Consider the following 19,700-nt stretch of genomic DNA (forward strand, 5'->3'; position numbering starts at 1 on the left):
GAGCCGCAGCGCGACGGGCGCGGACGGTCAGGTCCTGCTGCCCCGGCCGCCCAGCGCCATCCGGTTCCACGTGTGCCGGCGCCCGCGGATCGCCACCGAGTACGCGTACAGCAGCTCCGGATCGCCCATCCCCGGCAGGAACGCGTCCCCGATGTGATGGGCGTCCACCCCGATCTCCTTCGCGTTCAGGGCAAGTTGGGGCACCACGTCGATGTGCGCGCCCTCCTGGCTCGTACCGATCGCCCCCATCACCACCGCCCCGGCGTCCTGCACCGCCGCCACCGCCTCGGCCGCCAGCTCCTTCGTCACCCCCGGCATCGTCCCCGGCAACGGCAGCACCACCCCGTCCGCCCCCGCCTCCACCAGCGCCGTCAACCGCCCCGGGGTCACCCGCTCGGGGTGGCCGGCGTGGTGCATCTTGCCGCTCCACAGGGCGACCTCGTCGCCGAGCCCGTTCCGCAGCCGCTCGGTCACCCGCGCCAGCCCTTCGTACGAACCCCCGGTCCCCGGATTCGCCGTCAGGCAGAGCATCGCCGCCCCCATCCCGACCAGCCGCTTCGCGAACTCCGGCTCCGCCCGCCGGATCTCCGGCACGTCCCCCGGCTCCAGGTTGATGCCGACCGGCCGCCCCACGCACTCCGCCAGGGCGGCGACCGAGGCGAACGACCCGAGCCCCGGAAGCACCAGGCGCTCCCCGTCCCAGGCGCGCTCGATCATGTTCAGGATGACGATGTCGGCGCCGAAGGCCGCCATCAACTCCGCGTTGTGCACCCCGTCGTCGCCGGGGCGGGCCACCAGCGCGGCCCGGTCCGCGAACACCTCGGCGACCATCGTCCGCCCTTCCGCCGCCGCCACCGAAGCGGTCAGCTCCCGGCCCCGCAGGGCGGCGAGAGCCGCACGGTCGAGATCGAGGATGCGGGGCGTCCCGGAAGGAGAGGTCATGGGACGAGCCTAGGTGCAAAGCGGACAAAAGGCGTGTCGGGTGCGAGGGAGGAGGGGCGCGGAGGAGAGCGCCCGGGAGCCCCCGGACCCGGCACGGTCCGGGGGCTCCCGGGAGGGCGGGGCGCCACTACTTCGTCATGTCCCGCTCGATGGCCTTCTCCACCTCCTCGGGCTCCCGCCCGGGCGTCTGGAGATTGAACTTGGTGATCGCGAACCGGAAGACCACGTAGTAGATCACCGCGAAACAGAGTCCGATCGGGATGAGCAGCCATGGCTTCGTATCCAGATGCCAGTTGACGACGAGGTCGATCAGACCGGCCGAGAAACTGAAGCCCGCATGCACCCCGAGCGCCCAGGTGACGCCCATCGACACACCGGTCAGGATCGCGTGGACGCCGTACAGCAGCGGCGCGACGAACATGAACGAGAACTCCAGCGGCTCCGTCACACCCGTCACGAACGAGGTGAGGGCGACCGACAGCATCAGCCCCGACACCTCCTTGCGCCGCTCCGGCCGCGCGGTGTGCGCGATGGCCAGCGCCGCCGCCGGCAGACCGAACATCATGATCGGGAAGAAGCCCGAGGTGAACTGGCCCGCCGACGGGTCCTCCGCGAAGAAGCGCGAGATGTCGCCCTGGACCGTGTGGCCGTCGGGGTCCGTGAAGTCGCCGGCCTGGAACCAGAAGAAGGTGTTCAGGAACTGGTGCATGCCGATCGGGATCAGCAAGCGGTTGGCGAAACCGAAGATGGCCGCACCCCACGCGCCGAGATCGATCAGCTGCTTGGCGAACCAGGTCAGCGCGTCACCGACCGGCTGCCACAGCAGACCGAAGATCACACCGAGGATGACGCAGAGGAACGCCATCAGGATCGGCACCAGCCGGCGTCCGTTGAAGAACCCCAGCCAGTCCACCAGCTTCGTGCGGTGGTACCGCTGCCAGACCACCGCGGTGAGCAGGCCGATGAGGATGCCGCCGAGCACGCCCGGGTTCTGCGGAACGCCGTCCGGCGTCGCCTCCGTGATCGTGTCGTCCACCGGGAAGGCCGCCAGCACCCCCCGGTACACCAGGAAGCCGACCACCGCCGCCAACGCGGTCGAACCGTCCGCCTTCCTCGCGAAACCGATCGCCACACCGATGCAGAAGAGCAGCGGCAGGCCGACCGTACCGTCCAGGATCGCGTTGCCGCCGTTGAGCAGGACCTTGGAGACCTTGTTCCAGAAGTCCCCGTGCAGGTACGAGTCGAGCAGGTTGCCGAGGCTGACCAGAAGCCCTGCCGCAGGAAGCACGGCCACCGGAAGCTGGAGGCTCCGGCCGATCTTCTGCAGGCCCGAAACCGGACCGTTCCACCACTTTGGCTGCGGAACCGCAGCCGCGGTCGTACTCATCGGCATCCTCCCGGAACACGTCACGTGCGGCGGACGTCGCACCCGGCTCGGGCCAGTCACGACGGACGGTCGGAGCCCTCCCCGCAAGGCAGAGCGCCGGTGATCGTCATCTTTGGGGATGGTCCTACCGGGCGCCCGCGAAGTTGGGCCAACCGTGCGTTAGCGTGACAAGGCGGACCCGCGGTGGGTCCGCACGCTGCGACAGGGAGAACGACATGGCCAGCAAGGCTGAGAAGATCGTCGCCGGGCTCGGCGGGATCGAGAACATCGACGAGGTCGAAGGCTGCATCACCCGCCTCCGCACCGAGGTCCACGACCCCAGCAAGGTCGACGAGGCCGCCCTCAAAGCCGCCGGAGCCCACGGCGTCGTGAAGATGGGCACCGCGATCCAGGTCGTCATCGGCACCGACGCCGACCCCATCGCCGCCGACATCGAAGACATGATGTGACGGTGCCGGCGCCGTGACCGGCTGACAGCATCCCTGTCACCCCGCGCGCCCGCCGGGTGCCGGCCCCTTCGGGCCCGCACCCGGCGGCCCGCCCCGGCCCCCGGGAACCCCACCGGCCTCCCGGCGGCCCTTGGCCCCGCGTCCTCCGGGCCTCCTCCTCCCGCCCCGAGGCCCGCACCGCCCGTACGCCACGCCGCGACCGCACCCGAACGGCGCCGCACCGCACCCGAACGGACCCGGCCCCGCCAGCGGATAAAGTCGACGCCATGTCTCGTATCGACGGCCGCACCCCCGACCAGCTCCGCCCCGTCACCATCGAACGGGGATGGAGCAAGCACGCCGAAGGCTCCGTACTCGTCTCCTTCGGCGACACCAAAGTCCTCTGCACCGCCTCCGTCACCGAAGGCGTACCGCGCTGGCGCAAGGGCAGCGGCGAAGGCTGGGTCACCGCCGAGTACTCCATGCTCCCCCGCGCCACCAACACCCGCGGCGACCGCGAATCCGTCCGCGGCAAGATCGGCGGACGCACCCACGAGATCAGCCGGCTGATCGGCCGCTCGCTGCGCGCCGTCATCGACTACAAGGCCCTCGGCGAAACCACCATCGTCCTCGACTGCGACGTCCTCCAGGCCGACGGAGGCACCCGCACCGCCGCCATCACCGGCGCCTACGTCGCCCTCGCCGACGCCATCACCTGGGCCCAGGGCAAGAAGATCGTCAAGGCCGGCCGCAAGCCCCTCACCGGCACCGTCTCCGCGGTCAGCGTCGGCATCGTCGACGGCACCCCCCTCCTCGACCTCCGCTACGAAGAGGACGTCCGCGCCGAGACCGACATGAACGTCGTCTGCACCGGCGACGGCCGCTTCATCGAAGTCCAGGGCACCGCCGAAGCCGCGCCCTTCGACCGCGAGGAACTCAACGCCCTCCTCGATCTCGCCACCGCCGGCTGCGTCGATCTCGCCGCCTTCCAGAACGACGCGCTCGCCCGCGCCCTCGGCGCGTAACAACTGCCTTCCCCCGGGTAAAGAAGCAACCAAGTACGCACCGCGGAGCGTCGTCACACGTACGGGCGCACGGGTCGAACCGTGCGCCCGTCCATGTGACGAACCGTCCATGTGACGCCCCCCGGGAGGGACCGCACCATGGCTCTGCGCCACCGCCACCACCGCACCGCACTCGCCGTCACCGCCGTAGCACTCACCCTGAGCGCGGCAGTCGGATGTGGCGCCGTCGACAAGGCCCTCGACTGCGTCCGCACCGCCGACGCCATCGCCACCAGCGTCGGCAACCTCCAGCAGGCCGTCTCCAACGCCTCCGGCGACGTGACCCAGGCCTCCGAGTCCCTCGACCAGATCGACCAGGAACTCGGCAACCTCCAGGACACCACCGACAACGCCGACCTCGGCAAGGCCGTCGACGACCTGCGGGCCGGAGTCACCCAGGTCCGCGCCTCCATCGAAGCGGGCGACGCCACCCCCGACCTCAGCCCGGTCACCGAGGCCGCCGGAGAGATCGGCAAGGTCTGCTCACCCTGAGCCGAAGACCGTCCCCCGACGGACAGGGGCGACAATCGATCCATGACCCGCCTGATCCTCGCCACCCGCAACGCCGGGAAAATCACCGAACTCCACGCGATCCTCGCCGACGCCGGCCTCAGCCACGAACTCGTCGGCGCGGACGCGTACCCCGAGATCCCCGACGTCAGGGAAACCGGCGTCACCTTCGCCGAGAACGCCCTCCTGAAGGCCCACGCCCTCGCGCAGGCCACCGGCCACCCGGCCATCGCCGACGACTCGGGCCTCTGCGTCGACGTCCTCGGCGGCGCCCCCGGCATCTTCTCCGCCCGCTGGGCCGGAAAGCACGGTGACGACCGGGCCAACCTCGACCTGCTCCTCGCCCAGCTCGGCGACATCGACGCCCCGCACCGCGCCGCCCACTTCGCCTGCGCCGCCGCCCTCGCCCTCCCGGACGGTACGGAACGCGTCGTCGAAGGCCGCATGCCCGGCACGCTGCGCTTCGCGCCCGCGGGCACCCACGGTTTCGGCTACGACCCGATCCTCCAGCCCGACGGTGAGACCCGTACCTGCGCGGAACTCACCCCGGCGGAGAAGAACGCCATCAGCCACCGCGGCAAGGCGTTCCGGGCGCTGGCACCGGTGGTGCGGGAGTTGGTGGGCTGAGACCGGACGATGCCCGGCCGCCCTGGAACACCGAAGGCCCGACCGGCTGCGATCACCGGTCGAGCCTTGGATTCGTAAGTCAGTGCGGCCGATGGGATTCGAACCCACACGAGATTTCTCTCACTGGCATCTAAAACCAGGTCGTCTTCCAGTTCCGACACGGCCGCTCGCGAAGGACATGGTAACCACAGGCCGACTGGGGGTACAGTGCTGCCGATGTGCCGACGGTTGCTGCCGGTTCTCCCGCGGCACCATGCGGCGGTCGGCGCATGGAGGGTCGGGCGGAGAGGGCGCGGATTCTCTGCCCGGTTGTCCAGCCGGTCCCCACTGAGGTGACCGATGAGAAGGGTGATCCGCCGTTCTCGGGCGGAGACGGGGTGTCCCGTCCGGAACGCGGCGCGATGCGGAACGGTCCGTACCACTTCGGCGGGTGCCGTGCAGCGGTACGGACCGGTCAGTGGGGGGAACGGGGCGCGGGGAGCCGAGGCGGCCGCAGAGGCGGGGAGACCGGGACCCGAGGTGTCAGAACTTCGGGTCCGGGCTCTGCGCGTGGACCAGTTCCGCCGCTTCCTCCGGTGTCTCCACCGAGGGCGGGGAGCCGTCGAGCGGCTTCTGGGCGGTCTCCTTCATGCAGGCCACGGAGATCACGCCGACCAGTGCGGCGGCCATCGCGTAGTACGCCGGCATCAGGTTCGTACCGCTCCAGCTGATCAGGGCGGTGATGACCAGCGGGGTCGTGCCGCCGAAGATCGACGCGGAGAGGTTGTAGCCGACGGAGAGGGAGCCGTACCGGACGTTCGTGGGGAAGAGCGCCGGGAGGGCGGCGGACATGGTGCCGAGCATGCAGACCAGGGAGAGGCCCAGCATCAGCATGCCGGCGACGATGGCCGGGATGCTGCCCTGCCGGATCAGCAGGAACGACGGCAGCGAGAGCACCAGGAAGCCGAGCATGCCCGCCATCAGCAGCGGCTTGCGGCCGAAGCGGTCGGAGAGCTTGCCGACCTGGCTGATGATCAGCATGAGGAAGACCATCACCACCAGCAGGATCAGCAGCCCGTGGGTCTCGCTGTAGCCGAGCTCGTCGGAGAGGTACGTCGGCATGTACGAGAGCAGCATGTAGTCGGCGATGTTGTACGCGCCGACCAGGCAGATGCAGAGGATCAGCGTCGGCCAGTAGGTGCGGAAGATCTTGGCGAGGTCGCCCTTGGTGGTGGTCTCGACTCCGTCGGCCGCTTCCGGGGCGAGGGCGGTGGCCCCCTCCAGCTTCTGGAAGGCGGGGGTCTCGTCGAGGCGCAGCCGGAGGTAGAGGCCGACCAGTCCGAGGGGGCCGGCGACGAGGAAGGGGATGCGCCAGCCCCAGCTCTCCATCTGGCCGGTGTCGAGGAGCGCGTAGAGCGCGGTGACGAGGCCGGCGGCGCCGACGTATCCGGCCAGGGTGCCGAACTCCAGGAAGCTGCCGAAGAAGCCGCGGCGCTTGTCGGGCGCGTACTCGGCGATGAAGGTGGAGGCGCCGCCGTACTCGCCGCCGGTGGAGAAGCCCTGGAGCATGCGGAAGAAGATCAGCAGGCCGGGTGCCCACATGCCGATCGTGTCGTGCGAGGGGATGAGGCCGATGGCGAAGGTGCCGACCGCCATCATGATCATCGTGAGGGCGAGGATCTTCTTGCGGCCGATCCGGTCGCCCATCGGGCCGAAGAACATGCCTCCGAGCGGCCGGACGAGGAAGGCGACGGCGAAGGTGGCGAAGGAGGAGAGCAGCTGGGTGGTGTCGTTCCCGGACGGGAAGAAGACGTGTCCGAGGGTGACGGCGAGGTAGGAGTAGATCCCGAAGTCGAACCACTCCATGGCGTTGCCGAGGGAGGCCGCCTTCACCGCGCGCTTGACGGCTCGGTCGTCGGTGACGGTGATGTCGGTGCGGCGGAGTCTTGGGTTCTGACGTTTGCGGATCGCCCGGAAGAGCGTGGGGTGGCGCTTGACCGCGTCGGGGTCGGCCGCCCGGTGGGGGTCGGTGGCCGCCATGGCCGGGTCCTTTCCTCGGGGATGGTTCCAGAGAAGGGCTTCTGTGCGGTCATGGCGGTCGCAAACCGGATGGGGGGCGTTTGCGAGGTCCCTCACAACATCGTGACAGGTTCCTGCTGTTTCCTGCGGATAGCGGTGGCCCCGGCCGCCGTCAGATCCCGAGGTCCTTGATGATCTTCGCGACGTGGCCGGTCGCGCGGACGTTGTAGAGGGCGTGTTCGATGGCGCCCTCTTCGTCGACGACGAAGGTCGACCGGATGACCCCCTTCACCGTTTTGCCGTAGTTCTGCTTCTCGCCGTAGGCGCCGTAGGCGGCGAGGACCTCCTTGGACGGGTCGCCGACCAGGGTGACCTTGAGGTTCTCCTCCTCGCGGAACTTCGCGAGCCGCTCCGGCTTGTCGGGGGAGACGCCGATGACGTCGTATCCGGCGCCCGCGAGCAGGTCCAGGTTGTCGGTGAAGTCGCACGCCTGCTTGGTGCAGCCGGGGGTAAGGGCCTTGGGGTAGAAGTAGACGATCACCTTGCGGCCCTTGTGGTCCGCGAGGGACACGTCCTTGCCGTCGGCATCCGGAAGGGTGAAGGCGGGGGCGGTGTCACCGGGCTGCAGGCGCTCGCTCATGGTTCTCCTCGGGTGGCGCGTGGGGTGTACGCGACCGAGCGTAATAGGGGTGCCGCCGGGTGTGCGGGCGGTCGAGCTGACAGACTGTCGATGAAGGTTTACCGGACGACGACCACGGAGGCGGCGCAGTGTCGGATACGAGGACCCCTGCGCAGATCGAGGCGGACATCATCAGCAGGCGCAAGCAGCTGGCGGTGGTCCTCGACGAGATCGGGGTGCGGGTGCACCCGAAGACGATCATCGGTGACGCGAAGGCCATGGTCGCCGAGAAGGTGGACCGCACGGCGGGCCGCGCGTACGTGGCGGTGAACCGTTCGGTCTCGGACGTGAAGGCGCGGTTCGTGTCGCCGGACGGTTCGCCCCGGCTGGAGCGGGTGGTGCCGGTGGCGCTGCTCGCGGTCGGCGTGGTCGGTCTGCTGGCCGTGTCGACCCGGCGCGGCAAGAGCGGCCGGCGCCGGAGGTAGCCGGCGCGGCGGCCCCGGAGCGGGCCGCCCGGCCGCCTCGCCGCTCCGACGGCGCGGGGAGGATACGCGGCGCGGCGCGGAAGCGGGTCGACGTACCCCTACGACGTGCGGGCGGTGGCCCGGCGGGTAGGTTGCGGGGCGTGAGCGACAACACCCAGGACGACAAGCTGCCCATCCGCATGCTGCACGACCGTGTGCTGGTCCGGTCCGATTCGCCCGAGGGCGAGCGCCGGTCCGGCGGCGGCATCCTCATTCCGGCGACGGCGGCGGTGGGCCGCCGGCTGGCCTGGGCGAGGGTGGTGGCCGTGGGCCAGAACGTGCGGACGGTCGAGCCCGGGGACCGGGTGCTGTACGACCCCGAGGACCGCGCCGAGGTCGAGGTGCGGAGCGTGGCGTACGTACTGATGCGGGAGCGCGATCTGCACGCGGTGGCGGCCGACCGGTTCGAGGGCTCGGTCGATTCGACGGGGCTCTACCTGTAGCCGCGTGGCGTGCGTCCGGGGAGCCCGGTGACGGTCGTCACCGGGCTCCCCGGCGTTTGTTGCTACGGTGGAACGACCCGACGAGACGCGCCGTACCGGGCTGGCAAAGACGACGCATTCCGTGTTGTTCCGTGTGTCCGTCGTCGGAGGTGGCCGTCATGGCCTGGGTTCTTCTCATCATCGCAGGACTGCTCGAAGTGGGCTGGTCGATCGGTATGAAGTACGCGGAGGGGTTCACCCGGCTGTGGCCGAGCGTGTTCACCGTCCTCGGGATCGTGGCCAGCATGCTGTTGCTGGCGCAGGCGGCGAGGACGCTGCCCATCGGTACGGCGTACGGCGTGTGGGTGGGGATCGGGGCCGCCGGCGCGGCGGTGCTCGGGATGGTGGTGCTCCACGAGCCGGTGACCGCCGCGCGGATCTTCTTCGTCTGCCTGTTGCTGGTCGCCGTGGTGGGGCTGAAGGCGACGTCGGGTCACTGAGACCCCTTCCGGGCCGGGCGGGCCGTCCCCTCGGCCGGGCGTGCTGCCCCGGGGCCGGGTGAGCGGTCTCCGTCCCGTACCCGGTGTCAGTCCCTCCCGTACCCGGTGTCATCGCCAGGTGAAGGGGAAGGCCGGGCCCCGGGCGCCTTCGACGAGGCCGCGGCCCGGAGCGCCTCCCGTACCGCCGGTCTCTCCGGTGGCACCGTTCCCGCCGCCGTCGGCGGCACCGGCGTCGGCGGCGCCACCGTTCGCGTTCCCGTCGCCGCCGTTCGCCGTTCCGCCGGTCGTGGCACCCCCGTTCCCGCCTCCGTTGCTGCCGCCCCCGCCGGTGGGGCCCGTGCCGGTGGTGCCGCCCGCGCCGGTACCGGTCGGGCCGGGGGTGGCCGGGGCGGTGCCGGCAGGGGTCGTGGGGGTGTCGCCGCTCGGGGTGTCCGAGGGGGAGTCGGGGTCGTCGCCGGTCTCCGTCTCCTCGTCGGTGGGTTCCTCGGACTCCTCGCTGCCCTCCACCACGTCCAGGTCGAACTCCCGCACCTCGGAGCCTTCGAGGGCGGCGGCGGTGTAGTCGGCCCAGGTCTCGGCGGGGGCCCCGCCGCCGTTGATGCGGGACTGGCCGAGCGCCCCGTAGAGGGATTCCTGCGTGCCGGTCTCCGGGTCCTGTCCCATGACGGCGACGACGGTCGCGAGGTCGGGGGTGTAGCCGGCGAACCAGGCGGCCTTGTCCTCCTCGGCGGTGCCGGTCTTCCCGGCTGCGGGGCGGCCGGCACCCTGCGCGGCCGTTCCCGTGCCGCCCTCCACGACGCTCCGCAGGATCGAGGTGGTGGTGTCGGCGGCCTGACGGCTGACGGCCTGCCGGGTGGTGCGGCTGGGGAGGGCGAGGTTACGGCCGTCCTTGGTGACCTTCTCGACGAGGCTGTAGGTGCCGTGCCGCCCGTGGTTGGCGAGGGTCGCGTACGCCTCGGCCATGTCGAGCACGCTGGCGGTGGCCGGGCCGAGCGCGATGGACGGGGAGGCCGACAGGTCGGGGGTGTCCTCGGGGATGCCCAGGTCGATCGCGGTCTCCTCGACCTTTTCGGGGCCGACGTCCTGCGCCATCTGCGCGTACACCGCGTTGACCGACTTGTCGGTGGCCTCGCGGACGGTGATGTCGCCGTAGCTGACGTCGTCCTCGTTGGCGGGCGCGTACCCGGTGTCGCCCTGGCGTCCCTGGACGGGACGCTCGTTGGTGCCGTCGTAGCGGGTGCGGGGGGTGATGCGGCGGCCGTCCTGGGTGGTGGAGCCGTTGGCGACGGCGGAGGTGAAGACGAACGGCTTGAAGGTGGAGCCGACCTGGTAGTCGCGCCGGGTCGCGTTGTTGACGTACTGCCGGGTGTAGTCGATGCCGCCGTACAGGGCGACGACCCTGCCGGTGCCGGTGTCGATGGAGGCGCCGCCGACGCGGACGTTGCGGTCGGCTTCACGGTCGTCGTCGGTCCGGGAGGTCACGTTCTCCTCGACGGCTTCCACGAAGGCGTCCTGCTTCTCCTTCTCCAGGGTGGTGGTGATCCGGTAGCCGCCGGTGGCGAGGGTCTCCTCGTCGACGACGCCGTGGCCGGTGAGGTACTCCTTGACGGCGTTGACGAGGTAGCCGCGCTGCCCGGAGAGGCCGGTGGCGGTCTTCGCCTTCTCCGGCGGCGGGAAGGTGAGGGCCGCGCGTGCCGGGGCGCCGAGCCACTCCTCCTTGACCATCCCGTCGAGCACGTACTCCCAGCGGGCGAGGACGGCCGGCTCGTTCTCGGGGTGGGCGACGACGTCGTAGGCGCTGGGGGCGTTGAGGAGCGAGGCGAGGTACGCGCCTTCGGCGACGTCGACGTCCCCGACGTCCTTGCCGTAGTACGCCTGGGCGGCGGCCTGGATGCCGTAGGCGTTGCGGCCGAAGTAGCTGGTGTTGAGGTACCCCTCGAAGATCTGGTCCTTGGTCTGCTCGCGGTCCAGCTTGATCGCGATGAAGAACTCCTTGGCCTTGCGGACGACCGTCTGCTCCTGGCCGAGGTAGTAGTTCTTGACGTACTGCTGGGTGATGGTCGAACCGCCCTGGCGCCCCTTGCCGGTGACGGTGTTCCAGGCAGCGCGGAACATCGCGCTGACGTCGACGGCGCGCTCGGAGTAGAAGTTGCGGTCCTCGGCGGCGAGGACCGCGTGCTGGACCTCCTCCGGGACCTGCGCGAGCCGGACGTTCTCCCGGTTGACGTCGCCGTCCCGGGCGATGACGGCACCGTCGCGGTAGAGGTAGACGTTGCTCTGGGCGGTGGCGCTGGAGTTCGCGGCGGGGATGTCGACGAGCTGGTATCCGGCGATGAACCCGCCCACGAGCAGGACGGCGACGAGCAGGACGGCGCCGAGGACCATCCGCCAGGTCGGGACGAGACGGCGCCAGCCCTTCCTGCGGGGGCGTTTCGCACGGCCCGTGCGCTCCTCAGCGCCGCCGTCCTTCGCGCCTTCGTCCCTCGCGCCGCCGTCCTGCGGGGCCGCACCCTCTCCCGCGCCCTTCCCCTCTCCTCCCTCTCCTGTCCCGGCGGAGGCGTTCGCCCGGCCGGAGGGGTCCCGGGGGGCCCAGCGCTGTGGCTCGTCGCTCATGTCGGTGGAGACTCCTCGGCCGCGGACAGTGCCCTCATACTGCCCTTTTCGTGCCGATAACCATCGGAACGCACCTGCGCGTGACCCCGTACGCCCTGCCGAATGCCGCGTACGCCCCCTGAAAGAGGTCGCCCGGTGCGGAAGGACCGGACTAGGCTCGTGCGCTTTGGTGCCGACGGGGGAAACCCCGTCCCGGGCCCGGTCCTGGCGGCGGGCGGAACGCAGGGGGAGACGTGCGGGTCTATGCCGTGGTGGCGGCGGGCGGGTTCCGCCGGCATGCCACCTACCGGATGGCGACGGTCGCGGGGATCTTCACCAACACGGTCTTCGGTTTCATCGTCGCGTACACCTACACCGCGCTGTGGGCGGAGCGGCCCGATCTCGGCGGGTACGACACCGCGCAGGCGCTGACCTACGTCTGGCTGGGCCAGGGGCTGCTGATGACGTGTTCGATGATGGGCGGCGGCTTCGAGGACGAGCTGATGGAGCGGATCCGCAGCGGCGACATCGCGGTCGACCTGTACCGTCCGGCCGACCTCCAGCTCTGGTGGCTGGCCGGCGACCTCGGCCGGGCCGCCTTCCACTTCCTGGGGCGCGGCATCGTGCCGATGGCGGTCGGTGCGGTCGCCTTCGACCTGGTCGTGCCCACCTCCCCGGGGCGGTGGCTCGCGTTCCTGCTGGCCGTGGTGCTCGGGGTGGTGGTCAGCTTCGCGATCCGCTTCCTGGTGGCGCTCGCCGCGTTCTGGCTCCTGGACGGCGCGGGGGTGGTGCAGATGTGCTGGCTGGCGGGGCTGTTCTTCTCGGGCCTGCTGCTCCCGCTCAACCTGTTTCCCGGGCTGCTCGGCGAGGTGGCGCGGGCGCTGCCGTGGTCGGCGTTCCTCCAGGTGCCCGCCGACGTCTTCCTCGGCGAGCGCACCGGCCGGAGCCTGGTGGGGGCGTTCGCCTTCCAGGCCGGGTGGGCGGTGGCGCTGCTGCTGGCGGGCCGGATGCTCCAGGCGGTCGCGGTGAGGAAAGTGGTGGTGCAGGGTGGCTGACACGGTGCTCACGGGCGGCTCAGGAGCCGACGGGGACGCGCGCACGGGAACGGAGACGGGGCCGGCCGACGCGCCCTCCCGGCCCGTCCGGCCGGCTCGTTTCCCCCGGTCGCCGCTGGTCGACGGGGTGCGCGCCTACCGGCTCATCGCGGGGATGTGGATCCGCTCGACGATGACCTACCGGCTCTCGTTCGCCCTGACCACGCTCGGCAACTTCCTCGCGACCGTCCTCGACTTCGTCACGATCATGCTGATGTTCGGGCACGTCGACGCGCTCGGCGGCTACTCCCTGCCGGAGATCGCCCTGCTGTACGGGATGGCGGCGACCGCCTTCGGGCTGGCCGATCTGGTGATGGGGTCGATGGACCGCATCGGGAAACGCGTGCGGGACGGCACGCTCGACACCTTGCTGGTGCGTCCGGTGCCGGTGCTGGTGCAGGTGGCGGCGGACCGGTTCGCACTGCGCCGGGTGGGCCGGATCACCCAGGGACTGCTGGTCCTGGGGTACGCCCTGGTGGTGCTGGACATCGACTGGACGCCGCTGAAGGTGCTGCTGGTCCCGCTCGCGGTGCTCAGCGGCGGTGCGATCTTCGGCGCGGTGTACGTCGGCGGTTCGGCGCTCCAGTTCTTCGCGCTGGACGCGGCGGAGGTGCAGAGCTCGTTCACGTACGGCGGCCAGACGCTGTTGCAGTACCCGCCGTCGGTCTTCGCCCGGGAGCTGGTGTGCGGGGTGACCTTCGTCGTCCCGCTCGCCTTCGTGAGCTGGCTCCCGGCGTTGTACGTGCTGGGGCGCGCGTACCCGGTGGCGCTGCCCCCGTGGGCGGCGTTCCTGCCGCCGGTGGTGGCGGCCGGGTGCTGGCTGGTGGCGGGTCTGGCGTGGCGCACGGGGCTGCGGGCGTACCGGAGCACGGGAAGTTGACGAGGACGGGCGGTACGGGGATGGGGACGGGCGGTACGGGGATGGGGACGGGCGTGGAGCGGGACACGGGTACGGGCGGGGTCACGGGTGCGGGCGGCGGAACGGGTCCGGGCGCGAGGAGTGCGGCGCCGGGGGGCCGGGTGGCCGGCGATCCCGCCTTCATCGAGGTGGAGGGGTTGGAAAAAGTCTTCCAGGTGCGCCGCAAAGCGGGTTTCCTGCGACGGGAGCGGAGCGAGGTGCGCGCGGTGGACGGCATCGACTTCCGGGTCGCGCGCGGCGAGATGGTCGGCTACATCGGTCCCAACGGAGCGGGCAAGTCGACGACGATCAAGATGCTGACCGGGATCCTCACCCCGAGCGGCGGCCGGCTGCGGGTCGCGGGCGTCGACCCGTCACGGGAGCGCACCCGGCTGGCGCACCGCATCGGGGTGGTGTTCGGGCAGCGGACCACGCTCTGGTGGGACCTGCCGCTGAAGGACTCGTACCGGCTGATGCACCGCATGTACCGGATCCCGGACGCGCGGTACCGCGAGAACCTGGACCGCTGCGTCGAACTCCTGGACCTGGGTGACCTGCTGGACTCGCCGGTCCGGCAGCTCTCGCTCGGGCAGCGGATGCGCGGCGACATCGCGGCGGCGCTGCTGCACGACCCGGAGGTGCTGTACCTCGACGAGCCCACGATCGGGCTCGACATCATCTCCAAGGTGAAGGTGCGGCAGTTCCTCAAGGACCTCAACGAGGAGCGTTCCACCACGGTGCTGCTCACGACGCACGACCTCACCGACATCGAGGAGTTGTGCGACCGGGTGATGGTGATCGACCACGGCCGGCTGATGTATGACGGCGCGCTCGCAGGGCTGCACGGGGAGGGCGGCGGCGAACGCACCCTGGTGGTGGACCTGGAGCGCGAACTCCCGCCGATCGCCGTGGAGTCCCGGGGGCCGCTGCGGGCCCGCGTCGTGCGGGTGGAGGGGCCGCGTCAGTGGCTGGCGCTTCCCGGGGACGCCTCCGTCGCGCCCCTGGTGGCCCGGATCGCGGCGGAGTACCCGCTGAAGGACCTCTCGGTGCGGGAGCCCGACATCGAGGACGTGATCGCCCGGATGTACGCGGCGGGGCACCACCCCGGGGCGTGAGGACGGGCCCGGATACGCCGTACGGCATACGGCGTACGGCGCATCCGGGCGGTGGCGGAGGACCCCGGGAGGCGGCTGGAAGGCTGTTCCGGCGGTGCGCCCGGTGCATAGGGTGTGCGCCATGACGAGCGAACTCCCCGACATGCGCGCCTCGGACGCCGAACGCGAGCGAGTGGCCGAGGTGTTGCGGGACGCCGTGGCCGAAGGACGCCTCGCCATGCCGGAGTTCGAGCAACGGCTCGATGCGGCCTACGCGGCGCGCACCCACGGGGAGCTGGCCCCGCTCGTCCGCGACCTTCCGGCTCCGGGGGTGCCCCCGCGCGGAGACCGGGACGTCCGCTGACCGGCCCGGACCTGCCCCACCCCGCCTGCCTCGCCCGGACCTGCCAACCCCGGCCCGGCCTCGCCCGGACCTGCCTTGCCCCGCCCTGCCCAGCTGTGCCTAGCTCTGCGAGCCGCCGGTGAGGACGCCGGGCGGGATGCTGTGGGCGAGGGCCCGGTAGCCCGCGTCGTTGAAGTGCAGGTGGTCGCCGCAGTCGTAGTCCGCCCGGATGCGCTCCGGCGCGGCGGGATCGCGGACCACCGCGTCGAAGTCCACGTACGCGTCGAACACCCGGCCGGCCCGGATCTGCTCGTTGATCTCCTCGCGCACGGCGTTCCGGGACGGTGAGTAGCTCCAGCGCCCCTGGAAGGGGGTCAGCGTCACCCCGACCACCCGCAGCCCCCGGGCATGGGCACGTGCGGTGAGACGGCGCAGTCCGGCCACGACGTGTGCCGCCTCCGTCCTCTCCGCGTCGTTCAGTACGTCGTTGATACCGATCGCGACGATCACCGTACGCGCGCCGGAGACGCCGAGGACGTCGCGGTCGAAGCGGGTGGTGGCGGCGACGCCGCCCCGGCCGTCCGTCAGCAGACGATTTCCCGGGATGCCCTGGTTGGCGACGCCCCAGCGGCCTTTCAGCCGGTCGGAGAGGTAGTCCGGCCACCGCCGGTTGGCGCCGGGGGTGGAGCCGCTGCCCGCCGTCAGCGAGTCGCCGAACGTGACGACCGTGCCCGCGGCGGTGGTGCTGTAGACGTCGACGGCCGTCAGGTAGCGCCACTCGTCGACGGGCCGGACGGTGCGGGCATCCACGAGGTAGGAGGTCTCCAGCGCCGCCGGGTGCTGGGTGACCTGCCCGCCCGCCAGGGGCGTACGGAACTCCACGACCAGATCCGCGTCGGCCACGATCCCCGTCCGCACGGTGTCGCTCACCACCTGGTCGCCCGCCGGGACGGTGACCCTGCCCGCCCCACCGAAGGTCACCGGGCGCCCGTTCACCCGGGCCCGGTCCACGACGAGCGGGCCGGTGCCGAAGAGGTTCGAGAGCGTGATGCGCGCGGCCGTTCCGCCGGTGCTGCTGTGCACCGAGTTGCGTACCGTCGTGCCGGCCAGGTCGTGCGTCGCCACCGGAGCGGCGTGCACCGGTGCCCCGGCCCAGGTCGCGACCCAGAGACCGCGCGCCGCGGCTGCCTCGCGGCCGGCCGGATGCTCGCCGGCCGCCCGCGGACCGGTGTCGCGGGGGCCGGTCAGTCGCGCGGTCCCGACGGCGAGCGCCGTGGCGAGTACGGCGGTACCGGCCACGAGAGCGACGAGCAGGGCGCGCCTGCGGCGCCGGGAGGGCGCCCCGGGGCCCCGGGTGGACCCGCCGGGGCCCGGGTTCGGTTCAGGGGCCGATCCGGCCTGGTCATTACGGACGACCCTGGACATGTGCGGTGCGACTCCTCGTGCGGTCGTGCGGTCGGTGATCATGCGGTCGGTGCTCGGTACTCGTACGGTCGGCGGGGCGGGCGATCGGCGCCCGGTGGTGCTCCGGTGAGCTCCCCCCCGGTCCTCCCTACCCCGTCCGCGCGCGGGTGCGCGCCGGGGCGCCGGGAACCGGGAGGACGATCCGGGAGTAGGACAGTGGGGACAATGCGTACGACCGGGGAAGACGTGTACGCGAACGGATCGCGCGGGTCGGACCGGACCGGGCGTACGGCGGCACGGAACACGGCGGGAAAGGGAGGCGGGACGCGGTGGATGGTAATGAACCGGGCGCGGGCAGAGGGCCGGAACACGGCAGAGACCCCGATCATGCCGGGCGTACGGAAGCCCCGGCGGGCGTGAGGGAGGGCGCGGGCGCTCCGGCGGGGGGTCCGCACGGGCCCGGCCGGGCCCCCGCTCCCCTGGCCGCGTTCGCGTACACCGCCGCCGACGAGGAGAAGCGGCGCGGGGTGCGGCGGATGAAGACCACCGCCACCGGACTGCTGCTGCTGGTCGCGCTCGTGTACGTGCTCGCCACCTTCGCGGAGAACCGGGGCGTGGACGGCTGGCCCGGCTACGTCGCCGCGGCCGCCGAGGCGGGCATGGTGGGCGCGCTCGCCGACTGGTTCGCCGTGACGGCCCTCTTCCGCTGGCCGCTCGGCCTGCCCATCCCGCACACGGCGATCATCCCCACGAAGAAGGACCAACTGGGGGAGTCGCTCGGTTCCTTCGTGGGCGAGAACTTCCTCTCCGCGGACGTGGTGCGCGGCCGGATCCACGCCCTGGGCATCGGAGGACGGGTCGGCGCCTGGCTCGCGGAGCCGGAACACGCCGACCGGGTCACCGCCGAACTGTCGACGGCGCTGCGCGGGGCGCTGACCGTACTGCGGGACGCCGACGTGCAGGCCATCGTCGGTGAGGCGATCACCCGCCGGGCCAACTCGGTGGAGGTCGGCCCCGGACTCGGGAAGATGCTGGAGAAGGTGGTGGCCGACGGCGGTCACCGCAAGGTCGTGGACCTGGTCTGCGTCCGCGCGCACGACTGGCTGGTCCTGCACGGTGACGCGGTGATGGACGCGGTGCAGGGCGGGGCGCCCGGCTGGACACCGAAGTTTGTCGACAAGCGGGTGGGGGAGCGTGTCTACAAGGAGTTGCTGCGCTTCGTCACGGAGATGCGGGACATGCCGGGCCACCCGGCGCGCGGCTCCATCGACTCGTTCCTGACGGACTTCGCGTCCGACCTCCAGACGGATCCGGACACCCGGGGCCGCGTGGAGCGCCTGAAGTCCGACATCCTGGGGCGCCGCGAGGTGCAGGACGTGATCGCCTCCGCCTGGTCCTCGCTCCGCACGATGATCATGACGGCTGCCGAGGACGAGCAGAGCGAACTCCGGCTGCGCGCACGCGCCTCGCTGATGTCCCTGGGCGCCCGCCTCGCCTCGGACGAGCGACTCCAGGCCAAGCTGGAGGGCTGGCTGGAGGATGCGGCGGTCTACGTGGTCACCACCTACCGCACCGAGATCACCTCGCTGATCAGCGACACCGTCGCCGGCTGGGACGCAGACCAGACCTCGAAGAAGATCGAGGCCCACATCGGCCGCGACCTCCAGTTCATCCGGATCAACGGCACGGTGGTGGGCGCGCTGGCCGGACTCGCGATCTACACGGTGTCGCAGGCGCTGGGGGGCTGACCCGGACGGCCCCCGGCGGCCCCCGGCGGGCGGCCGCTGGGGGGCCGTCGGCGCGCCGTCGGTCCGGGCGTGCGTCCGGCCGCCCGGCGGCTCCGGCCGCCGCCTCGGCCGGCGGCTCCGGCCGCGCCCGCCTCGGCCGGCGGCTCCGGCCTCGGCCGTGCCGGTCGCTCCCGTTCCCGCGCCGGGTGGTCAGGCCGCGCGGCGGGTGACCAGCCAGGAGGCGGCGGCGACCGTGCCCGCGACGGTGAAGACGGCGGGCCAGGCGCCGAGCTTCTTGGCGAGCACGTGGGACCCGGCGAAGGCGGCGACGTACGCGGTGGTCAGCCCGGCGGCGGCGCGGGGCCCGGCCGTCCGGTTCCACTCGTACGCGGCCACCGCCCCGGCGGCGGCGAGCGCGGCACCGCCCAGCGGCCGCTTTCCGGTCCACCGGGCCGCCCCGTATCCACCGACGAGTCCGCTCGCCGCCACTGCCGCTGCCGGAATCTTCGCCATGGCAGGCACCTCCGCTTTCGTGTTGTCGTCACCCGGCCCGCAACGGGTCCGTCCGGGCTGCCCGGACGCGTGCCGCGTCCCCCGGAATTCCGAGGCTAGCGCGCGGATACGTGCCCGAACCACGCAGCCTGCGGACAGGAGGGTGCATCCTCGTACGCCGCCCCCGGGCGTACGGCTCGGACCCCTTCCTGCGGGTGGTCTTCGCCCTCGGCAACCGGGACGAACGCGTCCTGCTGCGTCACCGGTTCCACGAGCAGGTCACCGAACGGCCGGCCGCCCGGCCGCCCGGCCCCGACGGCCCGCTGCGCGCCGAACTCGTCGCGGGCCAGCCCCTCGGCCTCGGCGCCGCCCTGAGCCCGCACCCCCAGGGGGAAGGCTCCCGCGCCACCCCGGAACAGCTCGCTGACCTCTACGCCCCGGCGCTCCAGGCCCTGGTCACGGGGGACGCGGGGATCTCCCCGGACCAGGGCCCGGAAGCGGCACAGGGCCGTGATCAGGACGGGTACGGGTCGTAGCAGTCGGGTACCGGGTGGTACAGCGCCTGCCAGGTCAGCGTGCCGACCACGCCGTCCCTCACCAGCCCGTGGCACCCCTGGATCCACTTGATCTTGGTCTGGGTCTTCGTCCCGAACTTCCCGTCCACCGCGAGCTTCGGCACCCCTCCCCACACGTTGCTCAGACACTGCGCCTGCTTCACCGCCGCCCCCGAACTGCCGGACCGGAGCACCGGCCGGTTCGAGGAGGAGGTGTACGCGCACCCGCCCGGCACGGCGGCGACGGACGGAGCAGCGGCGTCGGGAGCGGCAGCGGCCCCGGGGGCGACGGCGAAGGCGCCCAGCGTCAGGGCGGCGGCTCCCGCGAGGGCGACGACGCGGCGCTTCAACGCGGACGGGACGGACGAGGACGCGGTACGGGAGACGGTCATGCCGGAACCTCCGGTTCGGGGGTGCGACGGACCCAGCCGGACCGGCCACGGACCGGCCCGGCAGAGCACGCCCCGCGGATCCGGACCCG

20 protein-coding genes, 1 tRNA gene, 1 pseudogene and 1 riboswitch are annotated in these 19,700 nt (G+C 71.9%); of the genes and pseudogenes, 13 read left to right on the plus strand and 9 right to left on the minus strand.

Annotated features, from left to right (window positions below):
- Positions 1–27: 27 nt before the first annotated feature.
- The gene (locus tag PZB77_RS20180) at positions 28–942 is read right to left on the minus strand and encodes a hypothetical protein (protein ID WP_275494016.1); all 915 of its coding nucleotides are present in this window, start codon (positions 940–942) and stop codon (positions 28–30) included.
- Between the two features lie 127 nt (positions 943–1,069).
- Positions 1,070–2,329, minus strand: a complete 1,260-nt coding sequence (locus PZB77_RS20185) for a PTS transporter subunit EIIC (protein WP_275494017.1) — start codon at positions 2,327–2,329, stop codon at positions 1,070–1,072.
- Positions 2,330–2,544: 215 nt separating this feature from the next.
- Between PZB77_RS20185 and PZB77_RS20190 the strand changes: the two genes are divergently transcribed.
- The 4 genes from PZB77_RS20190 (at position 2,545) to rdgB (ending at position 4,958) form a co-directional block, all read left to right on the plus strand.
- Entirely contained in the window at positions 2,545–2,778 is a 234-nt protein-coding gene (locus PZB77_RS20190; RefSeq protein WP_266704842.1) for a PTS glucose/sucrose transporter subunit IIB, read from the plus strand.
- 266 nt (positions 2,779–3,044) lie between these two features.
- Complete coding sequence (gene rph / locus PZB77_RS20195; RefSeq protein WP_275494018.1) at positions 3,045–3,782, plus strand: ribonuclease PH; 738 nt, start codon at positions 3,045–3,047, stop codon at positions 3,780–3,782.
- A gap of 138 nt (positions 3,783–3,920) precedes the next feature.
- Complete coding sequence (locus PZB77_RS20200) at positions 3,921–4,313, plus strand: hypothetical protein (RefSeq protein WP_275494019.1); 393 nt, start codon at positions 3,921–3,923, stop codon at positions 4,311–4,313.
- A gap of 42 nt (positions 4,314–4,355) precedes the next feature.
- Positions 4,356–4,958: an RdgB/HAM1 family non-canonical purine NTP pyrophosphatase gene (rdgB, locus tag PZB77_RS20205; protein ID WP_275494020.1), complete on the plus strand. Its 603-nt coding sequence runs from the start codon at positions 4,356–4,358 to the stop codon at positions 4,956–4,958.
- Between the two features lie 83 nt (positions 4,959–5,041).
- Here rdgB and PZB77_RS20210 read toward each other — a convergent pair.
- The 3 genes from PZB77_RS20210 to bcp form a co-directional block, all read right to left on the minus strand.
- Positions 5,042–5,125: transfer RNA gene (locus tag PZB77_RS20210), tRNA-Leu, on the minus strand.
- A 355-nt stretch (positions 5,126–5,480) separates the two neighbouring features.
- The gene (gene proP / locus PZB77_RS20215; RefSeq protein ID WP_275494021.1) at positions 5,481–6,977 is read right to left on the minus strand and encodes a glycine betaine/L-proline transporter ProP; all 1,497 of its coding nucleotides are present in this window, start codon (positions 6,975–6,977) and stop codon (positions 5,481–5,483) included.
- 151 nt (positions 6,978–7,128) lie between these two features.
- Positions 7,129–7,596 (minus strand): thioredoxin-dependent thiol peroxidase, encoded by a 468-nt coding sequence (gene bcp, locus PZB77_RS20220; protein ID WP_275494022.1) that lies wholly within the window; start codon positions 7,594–7,596, stop codon positions 7,129–7,131.
- Between the two features lie 128 nt (positions 7,597–7,724).
- Between bcp and PZB77_RS20225 the strand changes: the two genes are divergently transcribed.
- The 3 genes from PZB77_RS20225 (at position 7,725) to PZB77_RS20235 (ending at position 9,021) form a co-directional block, all read left to right on the plus strand.
- Positions 7,725–8,060 carry a DUF3618 domain-containing protein gene (locus tag PZB77_RS20225; RefSeq protein ID WP_275494023.1) on the plus strand — a complete coding sequence of 112 codons (336 nt, stop codon included), beginning with the start codon at positions 7,725–7,727 and terminating at the stop codon, positions 8,058–8,060.
- A gap of 140 nt (positions 8,061–8,200) precedes the next feature.
- Entirely contained in the window at positions 8,201–8,542 is a 342-nt protein-coding gene (locus tag PZB77_RS20230) for a co-chaperone GroES (RefSeq protein ID WP_275494024.1), read from the plus strand.
- Between the two features lie 53 nt (positions 8,543–8,595).
- Positions 8,596–8,661, plus strand: a riboswitch (guanidine-III (ykkC-III) riboswitch).
- Positions 8,662–8,700: 39 nt separating this feature from the next.
- Positions 8,701–9,021 carry a multidrug efflux SMR transporter gene (locus tag PZB77_RS20235; protein ID WP_275494025.1) on the plus strand — a complete coding sequence of 107 codons (321 nt, stop codon included), beginning with the start codon at positions 8,701–8,703 and terminating at the stop codon, positions 9,019–9,021.
- 108 nt (positions 9,022–9,129) lie between these two features.
- Here PZB77_RS20235 and PZB77_RS20240 read toward each other — a convergent pair whose 3' ends face one another.
- The gene (locus PZB77_RS20240) at positions 9,130–11,634 is read right to left on the minus strand and encodes a transglycosylase domain-containing protein (RefSeq protein WP_275494026.1); all 2,505 of its coding nucleotides are present in this window, start codon (positions 11,632–11,634) and stop codon (positions 9,130–9,132) included.
- A gap of 233 nt (positions 11,635–11,867) precedes the next feature.
- Between PZB77_RS20240 and PZB77_RS20245 the strand changes: the two genes are divergently transcribed.
- From PZB77_RS20245 to PZB77_RS20260, 4 genes and pseudogenes are all read left to right on the plus strand, one after another.
- Complete coding sequence (locus PZB77_RS20245) at positions 11,868–12,668, plus strand: ABC-2 family transporter protein (RefSeq protein WP_275494027.1); 801 nt, start codon at positions 11,868–11,870, stop codon at positions 12,666–12,668.
- Positions 12,669–12,783: 115 nt separating this feature from the next.
- A complete protein-coding gene (locus PZB77_RS20250; protein ID WP_275496141.1) occupies positions 12,784–13,587 on the plus strand; it encodes an ABC transporter permease in 804 nt (267 codons plus the stop codon).
- Positions 13,588–13,607: 20 nt separating this feature from the next.
- Complete coding sequence (locus PZB77_RS20255; RefSeq protein ID WP_275496142.1) at positions 13,608–14,720, plus strand: ATP-binding cassette domain-containing protein; 1,113 nt, start codon at positions 13,608–13,610, stop codon at positions 14,718–14,720.
- A gap of 121 nt (positions 14,721–14,841) precedes the next feature.
- Positions 14,842–15,027, plus strand: a pseudogene (locus PZB77_RS20260) (DUF1707 domain-containing protein); the annotation flags it as partial.
- Positions 15,028–15,162: 135 nt separating this feature from the next.
- Here the strand turns inward: PZB77_RS20260 and PZB77_RS20265 are convergent.
- Positions 15,163–16,341 (minus strand): SGNH/GDSL hydrolase family protein, encoded by a 1,179-nt coding sequence (locus PZB77_RS20265; RefSeq protein ID WP_275496143.1) that lies wholly within the window; start codon positions 16,339–16,341, stop codon positions 15,163–15,165.
- A 521-nt stretch (positions 16,342–16,862) separates the two neighbouring features.
- Between PZB77_RS20265 and PZB77_RS20270 the strand changes: the two genes are divergently transcribed.
- Positions 16,863–18,194, plus strand: a complete 1,332-nt coding sequence (locus PZB77_RS20270; protein WP_275494028.1) for a DUF445 domain-containing protein — start codon at positions 16,863–16,865, stop codon at positions 18,192–18,194.
- A gap of 189 nt (positions 18,195–18,383) precedes the next feature.
- Here the strand turns inward: PZB77_RS20270 and PZB77_RS20275 are convergent, their stop codons facing one another.
- Entirely contained in the window at positions 18,384–18,686 is a 303-nt protein-coding gene (locus tag PZB77_RS20275; protein WP_275494029.1) for a hypothetical protein, read from the minus strand.
- 110 nt (positions 18,687–18,796) lie between these two features.
- Here PZB77_RS20275 and PZB77_RS20280 point away from each other — a divergent pair, with 110 nt between their 5' ends.
- Positions 18,797–19,201, plus strand: coding sequence for a hypothetical protein (locus PZB77_RS20280; protein ID WP_275494030.1), 405 nt, complete (start codon positions 18,797–18,799; stop codon positions 19,199–19,201).
- Here PZB77_RS20280 and PZB77_RS20285 read toward each other — a convergent pair.
- Positions 19,180–19,611: a peptidoglycan-binding domain-containing protein gene (locus tag PZB77_RS20285; protein WP_275494031.1), complete on the minus strand. Its 432-nt coding sequence runs from the start codon at positions 19,609–19,611 to the stop codon at positions 19,180–19,182. The two genes, PZB77_RS20280 and PZB77_RS20285, sit on opposite strands and share 22 nt — an antisense overlap.
- Positions 19,612–19,700 lie beyond the last annotated feature (89 nt).

The organism is Streptomyces sp. AM 2-1-1, from assembly GCF_029167645.1.
Lineage (GTDB): Bacteria > Actinomycetota > Actinomycetes > Streptomycetales > Streptomycetaceae > Streptomyces.